Source organism: Gordonia malaquae NBRC 108250 (assembly GCF_000344135.1).
GTDB lineage: Bacteria > Actinomycetota > Actinomycetes > Mycobacteriales > Mycobacteriaceae > Gordonia > Gordonia malaquae.
The window spans coordinates 88200-104053 of sequence record NZ_BAOP01000013.1 but is presented as its reverse complement, the minus strand read 5'-3'; the positions used below and the strand labels follow the sequence as shown (position 1 = coordinate 104053).

Genomic DNA, 15854 nt, shown 5'->3' with positions numbered 1-15854 from the left:
GCCCCTAGAGACCCAGTCTCTCCAGGATGAGGTCGGCGATGTCGGCCGGGGAGCCGTCGGAGGGACGGATCACCAGTTCCGGCGTCACGGGACGTTCATACGGCGAGTCGATGCCGGTGAACTGCGTGATCTCGCCGGCCCGCGCCCGCGCGTAGAGCCCCTTGGGATCGCGGGCTTCACAGTCGTCGAGCGGAGTGTCCACGAAGACTTCGTAGAACGGGATGTCCCGCGCGGCGTGGATCTCGCGGGCGCGTTGCCGTTCGGCGGCGAACGGGCTGATCAGTGATACGAGTGCAACTGCGCCCGAGTCCGCGAAGAGTGATGCGACCTCCGCTGTTCGGCGGATGTTCTCACGCCGGTCGTCGTCGCCGAATCCGAGATCCGCGTTGAGGCCGTGCCGGAGATTGTCACCGTCCAGCAGATACGCCGGACGCCCTTCGGCGACGAACCGTCGTTCCAATTCTGTCGCCAGCGTCGACTTGCCCGAGCCCGACAGCCCGGTGAGCCAGATCGTCGCGCCGCGGTACGACCGATGCTCGCGGGACACCTTCGTCGCCTGCCACACCACGTTGGTGTCGTGGCTGACGGGCGCCCCGATCATGCCGGCCGCGACCGTGGCGTTGGTCGACTCGTCGATCAGAATGAAACTGCCTGTCTGGCGGTTGCGTCGGTACTCATCGAACATCATCGGATGTTGACAGTGGAGCGCCACGCGAGCGATCTCGTTGAGCTCGATCAGGTCGGCGTCGGCGTCCCGGTGCAGGGTGTTGACGTCGAGTCGGTAGGTCAGCGAGGTGACGGACACCCGCGTCTGCCGGGTGCCGCACAGCATCAGGTAGGTGTCGCCCTCCGCCAGCGCCGTCGACTCGGAGAACCAGCACACCATCGCGTCCATGTCCCGGCCGACATGCGGCCGGTTGCCCGGCCGGACCAGCATGTCGCCTCGGACGATGTCGATCTCGTCGGCCAGCTCGATCGACACAGCCGCCCCCGCGACCGCCTCCGCCATCTCGCGGCCTCCCGGCCCCCAGATCTTCGACACCTCGGTGCCGAAGCCGCCGGGCAGCGCGACGACTTTGTCGCCGACGGCGAGCGCTCCGCCCGCAACGGTTCCGGCGAACGCGCGGTGGTCGAAGCCGTCGCCGCGCTGTGGGCGGATCACGTACTGAACGGGGAAACGCGCGTCGATGAGATTGCGGTCGGACGCGATGTGCACCGTCTCGAGGTGCCCGAGGAGCGGTCGGCCCGTGTACCAGTCCATCACCTCGGACTTGTCGACGACGTTGTCGCCGCGGAGCGCGGAGATCGGGATGAACATGACGTCGGTGACGTTGAGCTTGGCCGCGAAAGCTGTGAACTCGTCGACGATCTCCTCGTACCGCTCCTGGGAGTAGTCGACGAGATCCATCTTGTTGACGCACACGGTCAAGTGCGGGTTTCCGAGCAAGGACGACAGGAACGCGTGTCGACGAGTCTGCTCGAGCACACCCTTGCGGGCGTCGACGAGAATGATCGCGAGGTCCGCAGTCGAGGCCCCGGTGACCATGTTGCGCGTGTACTGCACGTGCCCCGGAGAATCGGCGATGATGAACTTCCGCGCAGGCGTCGAGAAGTAGCGGTAGGCGACGTCGATCGTGATGCCTTGCTCACGTTCGGCGCGAAGACCGTCGGTGAGCAAGGAGAGGTCGGCGGTCTCGTCGCCGCGCTGCGCACTGGTCCGCTCGACCGCTTCGAGCTGGTCGGTGAAGATCGACTTCGAGTCGTAGAGAAGACGTCCGATGAGCGTCGACTTGCCGTCGTCGACGCTGCCTGCGGTGGCGATGCGCAGCAGATCGTTGCGGCCTCGCTCGGCGTTGTGGGCGGTGCTCATCAGAAGTACCCCTCCTTCTTGCGGTCTTCCATGCCTGCTTCGGAGATGCGGTCGTCGGCGCGGGTCGCGCCGCGTTCGGTCACGCGGGTGGCGGCGACCTCTTCGATCACCTTCTCCGGGGTGTCGGCGTCGCTCTCGACACAGCCTGTGCACGTCGCGTCGCCGACTGTGCGGAAACGCACCCGCTCCACATGCGCCGTCTCACCGGGATACTTCTCGAGAAACCTCGTGTCGGCGAGCAGCATGCCGTCGCGCGGAACCACCGGCCGTTCGTGTGCGTAGTAGATCGACGGGAGCTCGATCTGCTCGGCGGCGATGTACTCCCAGATGTCGTGCTCGGTCCAGTTGCTCAGCGGGAACACGCGGATGTGCTCACCGCGCGCGTGTCGTCCGTTGTAGAGATTCCACAGTTCAGGTCGCTGGTTCCGCGGGTCCCACGCGCCGAACGAGTCACGGAAGCTGAACACCCGTTCCTTCGCGCGCGCCTTCTCCTCGTCTCTCCGGGCGCCGCCGAACACCGCGTCGTACTTTCCCTCGCGGATGCCGCGCAGCAGCGCCGCGGTCTGCAGCCGGTTGCGCGAGGTGCCGGGGCCGGTCTGCTCGACGACACGACCGGCGTCGATGTCGTCCTGCACGCTGCTGACGACGAGCCGCGCTCCGGTCTGCTCGACGAGGCGGTCGCGGAATTCGATGACCTCGTCGAAGTTGTGACCGGTGTCGATGTGCATGAGGGGGAACGGCACGGGCGCCGGCCAGAAGGCCTTGCGTGCGAGGTGGAACATGACGACGGAGTCTTTGCCGCCGGAGAACAGCATCACCGGGTGCTCGAACTGCGCCGCGACCTCGCGGAAGATGTGGACCGATTCGGCTTCGAGTTCGGCGATCACTGCGAGAAGCCTCCTTGACGTGTCGAATATTCGACACCTAGTGTTGCAAATGTGTCACCGACGGTAAGCGAAAGTGGAAGTGCGCGTCAACCTTCCCCACCGACCAGGCGGGTGACCGTTGTGCTCGACTACATCGTCGCGCATGCGGGTCACCCTCCCACTCTGGCCGACATCGTGCGCGACACACACCTGCCGCGCGCAACCGTGCACGCGATCGTCGCTGAACTGGTCGACGCCGGGTGGCTGACACGGCGATCCGACACCGGCGGAGTCGGCCTCGGTGCCGCGTTCCTGCACACCGCCCGCCGCGCCGTCGGCGCCGATCGCCTCGTCGTGGAGGCTCGCCCCGCGATGGAAGGCCTCGTCGCTCAGACCGGTGCGCCCTGCTTCCTCGCCCGCCGCATCGACGACGAGACGATCACCGTCGTCGAGTACTGCTGGCCCCTCGACTCCGCTCGGGGATCAGAAGGAGACGCCGCTCGGGGATCAACGACAGACGTCGAGTGGATGAAGCCGAACCGGCCGATCCGTCTGCGGCCGCCGATCTGCCGCGAGTTCGTCGCGTGGTCGGAACCCGCAGCCCGGGAGGCATGGATCGCCCGCGCCCCCGAGACCGACCGCCCACGCCTGCGTGCGGTGCTCGCCGAGATCCGCCACCGCGGATACTCGATCGAGCGGATCACCGACGGCCATCGGGCCGTCATCGACACACTCGCCGGACTCGACTCGGTGCCGAGCACCCTGCGTGAACGTGTCGGCGGCCTACTCGCCGAACTGTCCGCCATCGACTACGTGGCCGCCGAGTTGACCGACGACGCCGAGGTAGGCGCGGTCACCATCGGTGCCCCGATAGTCGATGACGGTCGAGTGATCGGCGCGATCGTGTCGTGCCCGCACACCACGATGTCTGGCCGCCTACTGCGCGAATGGGGAGCGCAGACCGTCGCGGCGGCCGCGTCCGTCGGCGTATAAGAGAAAACATGCCGCACAAACTCACCAACACCGCCGACCTGACCCTCGAGCCCGTTGATGCGAACACCGTTGCATGGAAGCTCGACGAGGCGCCCCGCGGCCTCGATTCGAATTTGATCCGGCTCCCCGCCCACGGCGAGATCGGCGGGCACGTCGGCGGCGAGGTGGACGTGATCGTGCACGTCGTCGCCGGATCGGGCCGCATCGGTTCGGGTGACCGCGAACTCGACGTCGTCGCGGGCGATCTCCTGTGGCTCCCCCGTCGATCACACCGATCGATCACCGCGGGCGACGACGGCCTCAGCTACCTGACGATCCACACCCACCGCGAACCGACCCTGACGATCGAGTCACCGCCGAGCCCCTGAGCTCCAAGCCCCACACTGTGCCGCCCCGCAAAGCTCGCCAGAACGGGCACCACACCAGATGGACCGCCGCGCAGTCGGTCTATTTGATCTAGAGCGCCCCTCAGATCAAATGGCCCTCCGCGGTGTCGGCCCCATTTGATCCCGGCCACCGACACGAAGCCATCACTCATCGCTCACCCGGACTACCAACCAAGCACTTGCTAGGTTAGAGTCGCAGGTATGACCAACGTCGTGATTCCTCCCGCCCTCGGGCCCGACGACCTCGGCCCCGACACGTCGCCTGTCGCATACGAGACCGACGGGGCCGTCGCCTACGTGACGCTGAATCGTCCCGACTACCGCAACGCGCAGAACTCGGTGATGACGTATTCGCTCGACGCCGCCTTCGGGAAGGCCGTCGACGACGCTTCCGTCAAGGTGATCGTGCTCCGCGCCAACGGAAAGCACTTCTCCGCGGGCCACGACATCGGCACGCCGGAACGCGACTTCAACACCTTCTACCCGAACACTGCGACGCTGCACTGGGATCACACCCGGCAGGACGGCGCCGCGCTCGACAGCAACCAGCGACTCGCTCGCGAGATCGAGGTCTACATGGGCATGTGCCGCCGTTGGCGGGACATCCCCAAGCCGGTCATCGCCCAGGTGCACGGTGCGTGCATCGCGGGCGGCCTGATGCTGGCGTGGGCCGCCGACTTCATCGTCGCGTCCGACGACGCGTTCTTCTCCGATCCCGTCGCCCGCATGGGCATCCCGGGTGTCGAGTACTTCGCGCACGCCTACGTCCTCGGAGCACGGCGCGCCAAGGAGATCCTCTTCACCGGCCAGCGGTTCACCGCGGCGCAGGCGCTCGACTGGGGCATGGTCAACCACGTCGTCCCGCGCGACGAACTGCAGGCAAAGGTCGACGAGATCTGCGCACAGATGACCGAGATGCCGATGCAGGGACTGTTCCTGTCCAAGAAGGCCGTGAACATCTGCGAAGACCAGATGGGCATGCGCAACGCGATGGACTCCGTATTCGGCTGGCATCACTTCGCCCACGCCGCAAACGACGCCGACTCCGGCGACTCGCTCGGCGGCATGGATGCGAAGTCCATGAAGGCCAGCGCCGAGAAGAAGGGCTGATCGTCATGGATCTGCTGTTCGACGACGCCGCGCAGGCGTTCCGCACCGAAGTCCGGACGTGGCTCGACGCCAACGTTCCGACTGAGCCGCTCCCCTCGATGGACACCGCGGAAGGTTTCGAGGCCCACCGCGCGTGGGAGCAGAAGATGGCCGACGCCAGACTGTCGGTGGTCTCCTGGCCGGAAGAGTTCGGCGGCCGGGACGTCCCTCTGCTGCACTGGCTGATCTTCGAAGAGGAGTACTACCGTTCGGGCGCTCCCGGACGCGTGAGCCAGAACGGCATCTTCCTGCTGGCGCCGACGCTGTTCGAGCACGCGAGCCCCGAGCAGCTCGCCCGGATCATGCCGCGCATGGCCAGGTCGGAAGACATCTGGGGTCAGGCATGGAGCGAGCCCGAAGCGGGCAGCGACCTCGCGTCGTTGCGGTCGACTGCCACCCGCACCGAAGGCGGCTGGCTGCTCAACGGCCAGAAGACCTGGAGCTCGCGGTCCAGCTTCGCCGACTGGGGCTTCGGCCTGTTCCGCTCCGACAAGGACGCCCAGCGCCACAAGGGCATCACCTACTTCATGTTCGACCTGCGCGCACCGGGCGTCACCGTCCGGCCGATCGCGCAGCTCGACGGCGAGGCGGGCTTCGCCGAACTGTTCCTCGAGAACGTGTTCGTCCCCGACGACCCGTCCAACCCCGGCGAGTCCGGGGTGATCGGCGATGTGAACAACGGCTGGAAGGTGGCGATGAGCACCGCCGCCAACGAGCGCGGCCTCTCGCTGCGCTCCCCCGGCCGCTTCCTCGCCGCCACCGACCGCCTCGTCGCGCTGTGGAGTAGCCGGCGCGACGAGGTCCCCACGTCCGACGAAGCTGTCGCGGATGCGTGGATCGGGGCTCGGGCCTACGAGCTGTCGACCTACCAGACGGTGAGCCGACTGGCCGCGGGCGGACAACTCGGTCTCGAATCGTCCATCAACAAGGTGTTCTGGTCGCAGTGGGACATCGCCGCCCACGAGACCGCGCTCGATCTGCTCGGCGCCGACGCCGAACTCGCCGGTTCGTGGTCGGACGGATACCTCTTCTCGCTGTCGGGCCCGATCTACGCCGGCACCAACGAGATTCAACGCAATGTGATCGCCGAGCGACTCCTCGGCCTGCCCCGCGGAGATCGATAGTCATGGACTTCCTGCTCAACGACATCCACACCGATCTCGCCCAGACGGTCGACGACATCCTCGAACGCGCGGGCGGCATCGCCGTCGCACGCGCGTGGGCCGACAACGGCGACACCGCACCTGCTCTCGCCGTCTACCGTCAGCTCGCCGACGCCGGGATCACCGGCCTGATCGTCCCCGACGAGATCGGCGGCAGCGGCGCCGGAGCCACCGAGATGGTGGTCGCCCTCGAACGCGTCGGACGCGCTGCACTGCCGGGCCCGGTCAGCGAGACCTTCGCCGTCGTGCCGTCCACGCTCGGCGCCTCGTCGCAGTTGGACGCACTGCTGTCCGGAACGCCCGCGACGTGCGCCCTCGCACCGGTCGCACCACGAGCAACGAACCCCGACGTCGCCACGCCATATCTGCTGGCCGACGGCGCGGTGTTCACCGCGTCGCACGGTGAGCTCCTCGAGTCGGTGGACCCGACCCGACGCGTGGCCGAACTGACCGCGGGCGATCGCATCGGCGACGCCGACACCACAGCGGCCGCCGACCTCGGCGCGCTCGCCACCGCCGCACAGTTCCTCGGGCTCGGATCGGCGATGCTCGACATGGCCGCCGACTACGCGAAATCGCGCAAGCAGTTCGGGCGCGAGATCGGTTCGTTCCAGGCTGTGAAGCACCATCTCGCCGACGTGGCGATCGCCATCGAGATGGCCCGCCCACTCGTCCACGGCGCCGCAGTCGGCCTCGACGGCCAGGCGCCCGAGGGCACCGACGTCGCGCGCGACATCGCGGCGGCGAAGGTCGCAGCGGGCGAAGCCGCCTACCTGGCCTCGCGCCGCGGGCTGCAGGTGCTCGGCGCGATCGGCTACACCGCCGAGCACGATCTCTCGCTCTATCTGACGAAGACCCGTGCGCTGTTGTCCGCCTGGGGCACCCCCGCGTACCACCGCGCACGGATTCTGGAGACGTTGTGACATCCCCGATCAGCGCGGAAGACCGCGCGGCACTGGCCGACTCGATCCGTGACGTGCTGCGGAAGCGTTCCGACTCCGAGGCCGTCCGTCGGGCCATGCAGGCTGACGGTCGCATCGACCGCGATCTGTGGGGAACGCTGTGCGCCGAGATCGGCGTCGCAGCCCTCGCTGTTCCCGAGGAATACGACGGGGCAGGCGCGTCGTGGGCCGAGGCCGCCCTGGCGGTAGAGGAACTCGGCGCCACGCTCTCGCCGGTGCCGGTGTTCTCCTCCGGCGTCCTCGCCGCAGGCGCCGTTCTGGCGTCCGGTGACGCTGAGGCCGCAGCTCGCCTGCTGCCGGGTCTCGCTTCCGGTGAGACGATCGGGGCTCTCTGCTGGGCGTCGCACGCCGGATGGGCTGTGCCCGGAGTGACCGCCGAGGCCGGACTTCTGTCCGGCACCGCCGAATACGTTCTCGACGGTGAGACAGCCGACACGTTCATCGTGCTCGCAGGCCGGGACGGCGCGCTGTCGTCGCACCTGACACTGCATGAGGTCGACTCATCGGCGCCGGGTGTCACTGTCACGCCGCTGCCACTGCTCGACCCGACTCGCGCGATCGCCCGTGTGTCGTTCGACGAGACGCCGTCGACTGCGATCACCGCGCCCGGCGACATCGCCGAGCGCATCCGGACGCTCGCCTGGGCGCTGTTGTCGGCGGAGCAGGTCGGCGGCGCTGCACGCGCTCTCGCCCTGACAGTCGAGTACACCTCGGCCCGCAAACAGTTCGGGCGCACCCTCGCGTCGTTCCAGGCGTTGAAGCACCGGATGGCCGACATGTATGTCGGTGTCGAGGCGATGCGGTCGATCTCGGCTGCGGCGATCGACGCCGTCGTCGCAGGCCGCTCAGACGCTGCCGAACTCGCCGCAACCGCCCACGTGTACTGCTCTGAGCAGTACATGAGCATCACCGGCGAAGCCGTCCAACTGCACGGCGGGATCGGCATCACCTGGGAGCACGACATCGGGCTCTTCTTCAAACGAGCACAGGCCGACGCTCAGCTGTTCGGTCGCCCCAACGAAGCCCTGCAGCTCGTCACCTTGTGACCGTCACCCACGCGTGCGAAATGTGCACGTGAGCGGATGTACGCGGGCCTATAGCTCCTCGTATGCCCGCTCACGTGCACATTCCATGTCGCTACTGGCGCGAACTCATCCCGCGCCGGTAGCGAGGAGGAAGAGAAGTGCGACGTTGAGGACCACGATCACCACGACCGAGGCGAACGAGCCCCAGCGCAGCGGCGCCCGGTCGACGAACGCGCCCATCAGCGCACTGTCGGAGGTGTAGCGGCGCAGCGGGATGAGCGCGAACGGGATGCCGAAGCTCAACACCACCTGCGAGATCACAAGAGCCATCGTCGGATCGACACCCGCGGCGAGCACGATGATCGCCGGTACCAGGGTGATCGATCGGCGGACGAGCATCGGGATGCGACGCCGGATGAGGCCAGACATGATCGCTCCACCCGCATACGCTCCGACCGAGGTCGATGCGATGCCCGACGCGAGCAGGCCGACCGCGAAGATCACCGCGACGACCGGGCCGAGCGCGTCGCGCACTGCACTGTGCGCGCCCTCGATGGTGTCGGTGCCTTCTCGCCCGGACAGGCTCGTGGCTGCCAGGACCAGGAGCGCGATGTTCACCGTCCCCGCGACGACCAGCGCGATCACCACGTCCACTCGCGTGGCTTTCAGCAAAGACGTGATCCGGCCTTCGCCGATCGATCGGCCGTGCCGGTCGACCACAAGCGAGGAGTGGAGATAAATCGCGTGCGGCATGACCGTTGCGCCCAGCATGGACGCGGCGAGCAGAACGGTCTCGGTGCCCTGCAGACGAGGGACCAGTCCACCGAGCACGTCACCCGCTGCGGGCGGTTCGACGAGCAGACCGGCTATGAACCCGACGACGATCACTGCCAGCAGCACCACGATGATCGCCTCGAACCTCCGCTGGAATCTCCGATTGGCGGCCGTGAGCAGGACCATCGAGACCACGCCCACGATGGCCCCGCCGAGCGGCAGCGGCAATCCGAACAGCAGATGAAGCGCCACCGCTCCGCCGATCACCTCGGCGATGTCGGTGGCGCCGGCAACGGCCTCCGCCTGCATCCAGTAGGCGATCCGAGCACGACGACCGAGCCGGCCTCCGATCGTCTCCGGCAGCGTCCGGCCGGTCACCACACCGAGCTTGGCCGACTGGTACTGGATCATCACGGCCATCACGTTCGCGACGACGAGCACCCAGACCAGCAGGTACCCGTACTTGGCACCTGCCGTGATGTTGGCGGCAACGTTCCCGGGGTCGACATAGGCGATCGCCGCGACGAACGCGGGGCCGAGCAGGCCCACTGATCGCATCCGCCCGGCAGTTCGTTGTTTCAACACGAGGTAAGGGTAGATCGAATCAGAATGTTCGGTCAACCGAACTCTAGGTGTGGGATATCCGCCACATCAGGAGGGCCGTCAGGCGAAAGCGGCCGCAACCTGCTCGGCGGTGAGACCGTAGTCGGCGAGCGAATACTTGTGCTGCGGCTTGCGGTCGCCCGACTTGGAGTCGGCGTCGAGCGCCACCATCGCTGCACGCCCCTCCGCCGACAGCGGAGTGCCGAGAGCGTCGTACACCCGGCCGACAGCGGCGAACGGGTCGGCGCGGAGCTCGTCGAACTGAACGTCCACGAACTGGGCCGGATCGTACTTGGCCCTCGCCTCCGAGAACGACCGCAGCCCACGCGACCAGAGGTCGAGCTGCGTCTGGCCGATGCGATCTCCCGTGAAGACCGTCGAATGCCCCTCCGTCGCATGCTCGGCGAGGCTGCACATCGATGCGATGATGGTCTCCGGCGGGCGATGAGTCTGCACGATCAAGGCGTCCGGGTACGCGGCCATCAGCGCGTCGAGCGCGAACAGATGGCTCGGATTCTTCAGCACCCAGCGTCGGCCCGGATCGTTGAGGCCGATCAACTGCAGGTTTCGACGATGCCGCTGGTACGCGGGTGTCCAGTCCTGCTCGGCAAGCCAGGCCGAATACGTCGGAAGGTACGCGAGCGACTCGTACGAGATCGACATGACCGACTGACGCAGCAGCTGCCAGCACTCCTCCACCTCACCGGCACTCATGTAGTGCAGGCCCATGAACTCCGGGTTCTCCACATGATGCTGATTGAGGCCCGCCTCGATCTGCTGGAAGACGGGATTGTCCTCCCACGTGTCGCGAGGCGGACGCGGCTGAGGGAACTCCGTCAACCACATCTCGAGTCCCTGGTGAGCGGGGTCGGCCGCAAGCAGACGGTGCAGGGCCGTCGTGCCGGTGCGGGGAAGGCCCGTGACGAACACCGGCCGCTCGATCGGAACGTCGACGTACTGCGGGTTGTTCTTCCATCCCGCTTCACTGAGAAGTCGCGCGATCAGCGCGCCTTTGAGGAAGAACCGGAACATCTTGCTGCCGAGCTCGGTGAGCCCGGCGTCCACCCGGTACGACTCCAGGAGCTTGGCGAGTGCGGGCAGGTAGTCCTGGTCGCCGAAGTCGTCGAGTCCCACCGTGCGGGTGGCGGCAGCGTGCAGATCCTCGACGGTTCCGACGGAAGTACGGGGCTCAGTCATGGTATTCACCGCAGTTCACGTCGAGTGTGTGGCCGGTGATCGGGGCCGCCATCGACGATGCGAGGAACACCGCCGCGTCCGCGATCTCGTCGGGCTCTGGCAGCCGCTTCAAGTCGCTCTTGGACGCCGTCTGCTCATACACCTGCTCGGCGGTGATCCCGTACTTCTTGGCGATCTCACCGAAGTACCACTTGAGCTGGTCGTCCCAGATGTAGCCGGGAGCGACGCTGTTGACGCGGATCCCCTTCGGGCCGAGCTCCGTGGCGAGCGACTGCGACATGGCCAGAAGCGCCGACTTCGCGAGCTTGTAGCTGCCGTACCGCGGCTCCGAGTGCCGGATCACCATCGAGTTGATGTTGACGATCGAGCCCTTCGACGCCTCGAGCGCGGGCGTGAACGCCTTGATGACACGCAACGTGCCGAGAACCGTCAGGTCCAGGCTCGACGTGATCTGGTCGAAGTCGGTGCGCGCGAGCGGCTTCATCGACGGCATCGCGAAGGCGTTGTTGATCAACGCGTCGACGGCGCCGTACTCGGCGGTCACCGCTTCGACGAGGGAATCGACAGCCGCATCATCGGTGATGTCGGTCGGGACGACAAGCGCCTGACCGCCCGCGTCCCGCACCTCGGCGGCGACGTCGTCGAGCCTGGACTGAGTCCGGGCCGCGAGCACCACGCGCGCGCCGTGCGCGGCGGCGCGCAGACACAACGACCGACCGAGTCCCGGCCCGACGCCGGAGACGACGACGACTTTGTCTTGCAGTAGAGACATTGTTTCCTCTTTCGATGGGTCCCTCGACTGCGCTCGGGCACCCGGGATCGGTTGGAGAGTCAGCCGAGCATTCGGCGGGCGAAGGCTCGCTGGCGGACTGCGATCCGCTGCGCCCAGCCGTCGGCGTCGATCCGATTCGACTCGGCGAACGGGAGGTGAGCGGCGACGTCGGTGTCGTCGACGACCACCGCTGTCGGGCCGAGTTCGGGGCCGATCGGGACATCGGTGCGCTGCCAGCGGAACTGCAGGATGCCTCGCCTGCGGCCGGTGGTCTCGATCCAGTTCGCGACGCCGGGGTCGTTCGCCGAGATCACCAGGCGGATGTTGCCGTCCGGGTCGACCTGAGCCTGCGCCGAGTTCAACGACGTCTGATGATTGACGTAGTCGAGCGAGATGTACCAGAGGCTGCCCAGCTGGAAGCCCTGGTAGGGCGCGTCCGACTTCGGGACCGTGACGATCATCGCCTTCCCCGCGGGCAGATCGAAGTGCCCGACCGAGGAGTACTGCGTCGACAGTCCGCCGGGCGTGGTGCGCGGCGCGGTGAACGTGTTGACCGGCTCGTCGAGGTAGAACCACTTCGGAAAGTTGAACCACGTGTTGATGCGCGCGGTCAGCATCTTTGCCGCGATCGCATAGCGGCGGGCGACCTTCTCGGTGTCGGGCTCCTCGGGAGCGGTGCCGACGGTGTCGACGCGCTCGATGGTCACCGACCCCTTGGTCTCGCTCGCCCAGTCGCCGTAGACCTCTCGCACTGCGAGCATCGAGGCGCCCTCACCCAGGACGAAGTAGCCGGGTCCTGGGTCGGCGACAGCAGGACCGAACGTGATCTCGAACGCTCCGTCCTCGTCGAGGGTGATGCGCCGGTCGTCGAACGCGTCGTCACCGCCGGGGACGTTCGTCGGCGTGTAGTCGCCGCGCAGCACCTGGAAGCTCAGGTCGACGGTGCTGCCGCGCACTCCGCGCACCACATACGTGGCGTCCGGCTCGACGGTCGCGTGGTAGTAAAGCGTGTCCGGGTTGTCCAGACCCATCTTGGAATACGGGCCGGTCGACGTCACGAAGTACGGGTGACTCTTGCTGTGCGAGCGGGCGAGCTGCAGGATCGACGAGATTCCACCCGCGAGGTAGTCGAGCCCCTCGGCGCGGTCGGCGTCGGTCTCGGCGAACTCCGCCGCGGCGACCATCGACTCGGCCTGGGCGATCGCGTCGGTGAACGGCTTGGTCACCGAGGTCGGTTCGTTCACAACCATGTGTCGCCACCGTTCCAGGTGATGAAGTTCTCGAGCTCCTCCTGAGCGGGTGTCACCCGCGGATGCTCGGTGGACAGGTATCCGCCCCGGTAGAACAGCAGCGGCTTGTCCTGCAAGACCTCGCCGAGGACGTTGGCACGACCGATCACGATGTGGTGATCGCCGCCGTCGTTGACGGTCTCGACCGTGCACTCCACCCAGGTGAGGCTGTTCCGCAGAACGGGCAGCCCGGCGGGTGACGGGTCCCATTCGATCTTCGAGAACTTGTCCTGACCGGGAGCGCCGAACGTCGCGCTGACGTCCTGCTGCCGGTTCGACAGGATGTTCACCACGAACGATCCGCGCTCTTCGATGACCGGCCACGTGCGCGAGGTCTTCATCGGACAGAAGATGACGAGCGGCGGGTCGAGCGACAACGCCGCGAACGACTGGCATGCGAAGCCGACGGGATTGTCGTCGGCATCGAGCGTCGTGATGACCGTGACGCCGGTGCAGAACTGCCCCATCGCCGTCCGGAACTGTCGGGAATCGAATTCGTCGGTGCCGTACGGCGATTGCGGTGCCATGCGATCTCTTTCGTGTTGTCGTCTGAAAGAAAGAAGAACCCGCCGGGTGGATGAGCGGGTAGTCCGTCATCCGCCCAGCGGGAGGGTGTTACTTCAAGCCGATGGTGAAGTCGTGGCCCCAGAGGCTCACGGCCGTCGACTCGCGTGCGATCCACTCGTCGTCGTCCACCTGGCGTCCCTCACAGCCGAACTCCACATCGAATCCGCCGGGCGTCTTCATGTAGAACGACAGCATCAGGTCGTTGACGTGACGGCCGAGCGTCGCCGACATCGGGACCTTCTTGCGGAGCGCACGGTCGTGAGCCAAGCCCACGTCGTCGGCCTCGGGCACTTCCACCATCAGGTGGACGATGCCGGTGCTGTTCGGGATCGGCAGGAAAGCCAGCGAGTGATGGCGCGGGTTGCAGCCGAAGAAGCGCAGCCACGCCGGCTCCTCCCCTTCCTGGCGGCCGACGACCTGCGGGGGCAGACGCATCGAGTCGCGCAGTCGGAAGCCGAGCACGTCACGGTAGAAGGCCAGCGCCTTCGCGTCGTCGGTTGTGGTCAGGACCACGTGACCGAGGCCCTGCTCTCCCGTGACGAAGCTGTGGCCGTAGGGGCTCACCACGCGGCGGTGCTGCAGTGCGACACCGTGGAACGCTTCGAGGACGTTGCCGTCCGGATCCGAGAACACGATGAGCTCGGCGACGCGGCGGTCGGCGATCTCGTCGGCAGTGCCCTCACGGAACCCCACACCGTTCTCGGTCAACCGATCGCGAACGTTCTGCAGCGCCGCGGCATTCGCGGTCTCCCAACCCGAGCACGCGAGGTGATCACGGTCGGACGGGACGATCACCAGTCGCGCCGGGAAGTCGTCCATTCGCAGGTAAAGGGCGCCCGGGATGGTTCCGGTGCCCTCGACCATGCCGAGGACCTTCAGTCCGTACTCGCGCCACGCATCCATGTCGGTGGCGTCGATCCGCATGTAGCCGAGAGACCGGATGGGGCTCTGGTCGTCAGTCATGTTTCTTCCTTGGGTTCTTGTGCGTTCGTCGCGAATCAGACCATCGTGTCGCCGATGGGGATGCCGAACTCCCCGTTGCCGAACGCCTGGTAGGCACGCTCGGGATCGTTGGCGGCGTGGACGCGGCCTGCGTGAGCATCGCGCCAGAATCGCTGAATCGGCGTGCCGTTCTCCAGTGCGTTCGCGCCGGAGTTCTCGAACAGCAGATCGATGGAGGCGATGGCACGGCCGGTGGCGCGCACCTGGTCGCGACGAGCGGCCAGACGCAGTTCCATCGGAACCTCCTCGCCTGCGACGATCAGGTCGTACTCGTCCTGCAGGTTGCCCGACAGCTGACGCCACGCGGCGTCGATGTCACTGGCGGCCGCGGCGAGACGCACCTTGGCGAACGGATCGTCCTTGGCCTTCTCGCCGGCGTACGCGGCGCGGACGCGCTTGCCCTGATGCTCGACGTGCGCGGCGTAGGCGCCGTACGCCATTCCGACGATCGGAGCCGAGATGGTCGACGGGTGGATGGTGCCCCACGGCATCTTGTAGACCGGCGCGGTGTTCCGCTCGAGGCCCGGCGCCTGGCCCATGCTCATGGTGCGGAAGCTCAGCATGCGGTGGCTCGGGACAAAAGCGTCCTTGACCTCGATGGTGTTCGAGCCGGTGCCGCGCAGGCCGACGACGTTCCAGACGTCCTTGATGTTGTAGTCGCTGCGCGGGATGAGGAAGCTGACGAAGTCGACAGGCTTGCCGTCCTTGAACACCGGACCGCCGACGACCACCCAGTCGGCGATGTCGCTGCCCGACGACCAGGCCCACGAGCCGTTGACCTTGTAGCCGCCCTCGACGACCTCACCCATGCCCATCGGCGCGTACGACGACGAGATGCGGACATTCGTGTCCTCGCCCCACACGTCTTCCTGCGCCTGCTGCGGGAACAGCGCGAGGTGCCAGTTGTGGATGCCGATGATGCCTGCGACCCAGCCAGTCGATCCGCACGCGGTCGCGATACGACGAACCGCCTCGTAGAAGGTGACCGGGTCGACCTCGTGGCCGCCCCACTGCGCGGGCTGCATGAGCTTGAAGAAACCGGTCGCGGCCAGCAGTTCTGCGACCTCGTCGGGAACGCGACGCGCGTCCTCGGTGGACTGCGCGCGCTGCGCGAGCTCCGGCAGCAATGCGTCGATCTTGTTCAGCACTTGCTGTGCGGCTTCACTCCGCTGTGCTCCCATGTGACTCTCCTTGTTCCGTCGGGCCGAATGCCTGTCGATGACCAATATTAGAACA

At 66.9% G+C, this 15854-nt stretch carries 15 protein-coding genes; 6 read left to right on the top strand and 9 right to left on the bottom strand.

The genetic code is table 11. The annotated features are described in order from the left end of the window. Positions 1-4 precede the first annotated feature (4 nt). Positions 5-1870 (bottom strand): adenylyl-sulfate kinase, encoded by a 1866-nt coding sequence (gene cysC, locus GM1_RS10520; protein WP_008378637.1) that lies wholly within the window; start codon positions 1868-1870, stop codon positions 5-7. Next, a complete protein-coding gene (gene cysD / locus GM1_RS10515) occupies positions 1870-2808 on the bottom strand; it encodes a sulfate adenylyltransferase subunit CysD (RefSeq protein ID WP_052005373.1) in 939 nt (312 codons plus the stop codon). Before cysD ends, cysC begins: the two co-directional genes overlap by 1 nt. A 60-nt stretch (positions 2809-2868) precedes the next feature. On the opposite strand from cysD, the gene GM1_RS10510 reads away from it, so the two are divergent. The 6 genes from GM1_RS10510 (at position 2869) to GM1_RS10485 (ending at position 8435) form a co-directional block, all read left to right on the top strand. After that, positions 2869-3729 (top strand): IclR family transcriptional regulator, encoded by an 861-nt coding sequence (locus tag GM1_RS10510; RefSeq protein ID WP_052005372.1) that lies wholly within the window; start codon positions 2869-2871, stop codon positions 3727-3729. 8 nt (positions 3730-3737) lie between these two features. Further along, the gene (locus GM1_RS10505) at positions 3738-4097 is read left to right on the top strand and encodes a cupin domain-containing protein (protein ID WP_008378632.1); all 360 of its coding nucleotides are present in this window, start codon (positions 3738-3740) and stop codon (positions 4095-4097) included. A gap of 219 nt (positions 4098-4316) precedes the next feature. After that, entirely contained in the window at positions 4317-5225 is a 909-nt protein-coding gene (locus GM1_RS10500; RefSeq protein WP_008378630.1) for an enoyl-CoA hydratase, read from the top strand. 5 nt (positions 5226-5230) lie between these two features. Further along, positions 5231-6388 carry an acyl-CoA dehydrogenase family protein gene (locus GM1_RS10495; RefSeq protein ID WP_008378629.1) on the top strand — a complete coding sequence of 386 codons (1158 nt, stop codon included), beginning with the start codon at positions 5231-5233 and terminating at the stop codon, positions 6386-6388. 2 nt (positions 6389-6390) lie between these two features. Continuing rightward, a complete protein-coding gene (locus GM1_RS10490) occupies positions 6391-7350 on the top strand; it encodes an acyl-CoA dehydrogenase family protein (RefSeq protein ID WP_008378628.1) in 960 nt (319 codons plus the stop codon). Further along, positions 7347-8435, top strand: coding sequence for an acyl-CoA dehydrogenase family protein (locus GM1_RS10485; RefSeq protein WP_008378627.1), 1089 nt, complete (start codon positions 7347-7349; stop codon positions 8433-8435). Before GM1_RS10490 ends, GM1_RS10485 begins: the two co-directional genes overlap by 4 nt. 105 nt (positions 8436-8540) lie before the next feature. Here GM1_RS10485 and GM1_RS10480 read toward each other — a convergent pair whose 3' ends face one another. The 7 genes from GM1_RS10480 to hsaA form a co-directional block, all read right to left on the bottom strand. Continuing rightward, positions 8541-9773, bottom strand: coding sequence for an Nramp family divalent metal transporter (locus tag GM1_RS10480; RefSeq protein ID WP_085950664.1), 1233 nt, complete (start codon positions 9771-9773; stop codon positions 8541-8543). Between the two features lie 78 nt (positions 9774-9851). After that, complete coding sequence (locus GM1_RS10475) at positions 9852-10988, bottom strand: sulfotransferase family protein (RefSeq protein ID WP_008378624.1); 1137 nt, start codon at positions 10986-10988, stop codon at positions 9852-9854. Then, positions 10981-11760: an SDR family oxidoreductase gene (locus GM1_RS10470; protein WP_008378622.1), complete on the bottom strand. Its 780-nt coding sequence runs from the start codon at positions 11758-11760 to the stop codon at positions 10981-10983. Before GM1_RS10470 ends, GM1_RS10475 begins: the two co-directional genes overlap by 8 nt. Positions 11761-11819: 59 nt before the next feature. Beyond that, positions 11820-13010 (bottom strand): hypothetical protein, encoded by a 1191-nt coding sequence (locus GM1_RS10465; RefSeq protein WP_008378620.1) that lies wholly within the window; start codon positions 13008-13010, stop codon positions 11820-11822. Further along, positions 13001-13576 carry a 3-hydroxy-9,10-secoandrosta-1,3,5(10)-triene-9,17-dione monooxygenase reductase subunit gene (gene hsaB / locus GM1_RS10460; protein ID WP_008378618.1) on the bottom strand — a complete coding sequence of 192 codons (576 nt, stop codon included), beginning with the start codon at positions 13574-13576 and terminating at the stop codon, positions 13001-13003. The genes GM1_RS10465 and hsaB overlap by 10 nt, the downstream gene beginning before the upstream one ends. An 88-nt stretch (positions 13577-13664) precedes the next feature. Continuing rightward, positions 13665-14579: an iron-dependent extradiol dioxygenase HsaC gene (gene hsaC, locus GM1_RS10455; RefSeq protein ID WP_040519831.1), complete on the bottom strand. Its 915-nt coding sequence runs from the start codon at positions 14577-14579 to the stop codon at positions 13665-13667. 35 nt (positions 14580-14614) lie between these two features. Continuing rightward, positions 14615-15799 (bottom strand): 3-hydroxy-9,10-secoandrosta-1,3,5(10)-triene-9,17-dione monooxygenase oxygenase subunit, encoded by a 1185-nt coding sequence (gene hsaA, locus GM1_RS10450; protein WP_008378614.1) that lies wholly within the window; start codon positions 15797-15799, stop codon positions 14615-14617. Positions 15800-15854: the final 55 nt, after the last annotated feature.

Bases quoted from the DNA above. Each gene is read 5' to 3' on its own strand.
- cysC (WP_008378637.1), bottom strand. From the start codon at position 1,870: ATGAGCACCGCCCACAACGCCGAGCGAGGCCGCAACGATCTGCTGCGC.
- GM1_RS10505 (WP_008378632.1), top strand. From the start codon at position 3,738: ATGCCGCACAAACTCACCAACACCGCCGACCTGACCCTCGAGCCCGTT.
- GM1_RS10500 (WP_008378630.1), top strand. From the start codon at position 4,317: ATGACCAACGTCGTGATTCCTCCCGCCCTCGGGCCCGACGACCTCGGC.
- GM1_RS10495 (WP_008378629.1), top strand. From the start codon at position 5,231: ATGGATCTGCTGTTCGACGACGCCGCGCAGGCGTTCCGCACCGAAGTC.
- GM1_RS10490 (WP_008378628.1), top strand. From the start codon at position 6,391: ATGGACTTCCTGCTCAACGACATCCACACCGATCTCGCCCAGACGGTC.
- GM1_RS10475 (WP_008378624.1), bottom strand. From the start codon at position 10,988: ATGACTGAGCCCCGTACTTCCGTCGGAACCGTCGAGGATCTGCACGCT.
- GM1_RS10470 (WP_008378622.1), bottom strand. From the start codon at position 11,760: ATGTCTCTACTGCAAGACAAAGTCGTCGTCGTCTCCGGCGTCGGGCCG.
- GM1_RS10465 (WP_008378620.1), bottom strand. From the start codon at position 13,010: ATGGTTGTGAACGAACCGACCTCGGTGACCAAGCCGTTCACCGACGCG.
- hsaB (WP_008378618.1), bottom strand. From the start codon at position 13,576: ATGGCACCGCAATCGCCGTACGGCACCGACGAATTCGATTCCCGACAG.
- hsaC (WP_040519831.1), bottom strand. From the start codon at position 14,579: ATGACTGACGACCAGAGCCCCATCCGGTCTCTCGGCTACATGCGGATC.
- hsaA (WP_008378614.1), bottom strand. From the start codon at position 15,799: ATGGGAGCACAGCGGAGTGAAGCCGCACAGCAAGTGCTGAACAAGATC.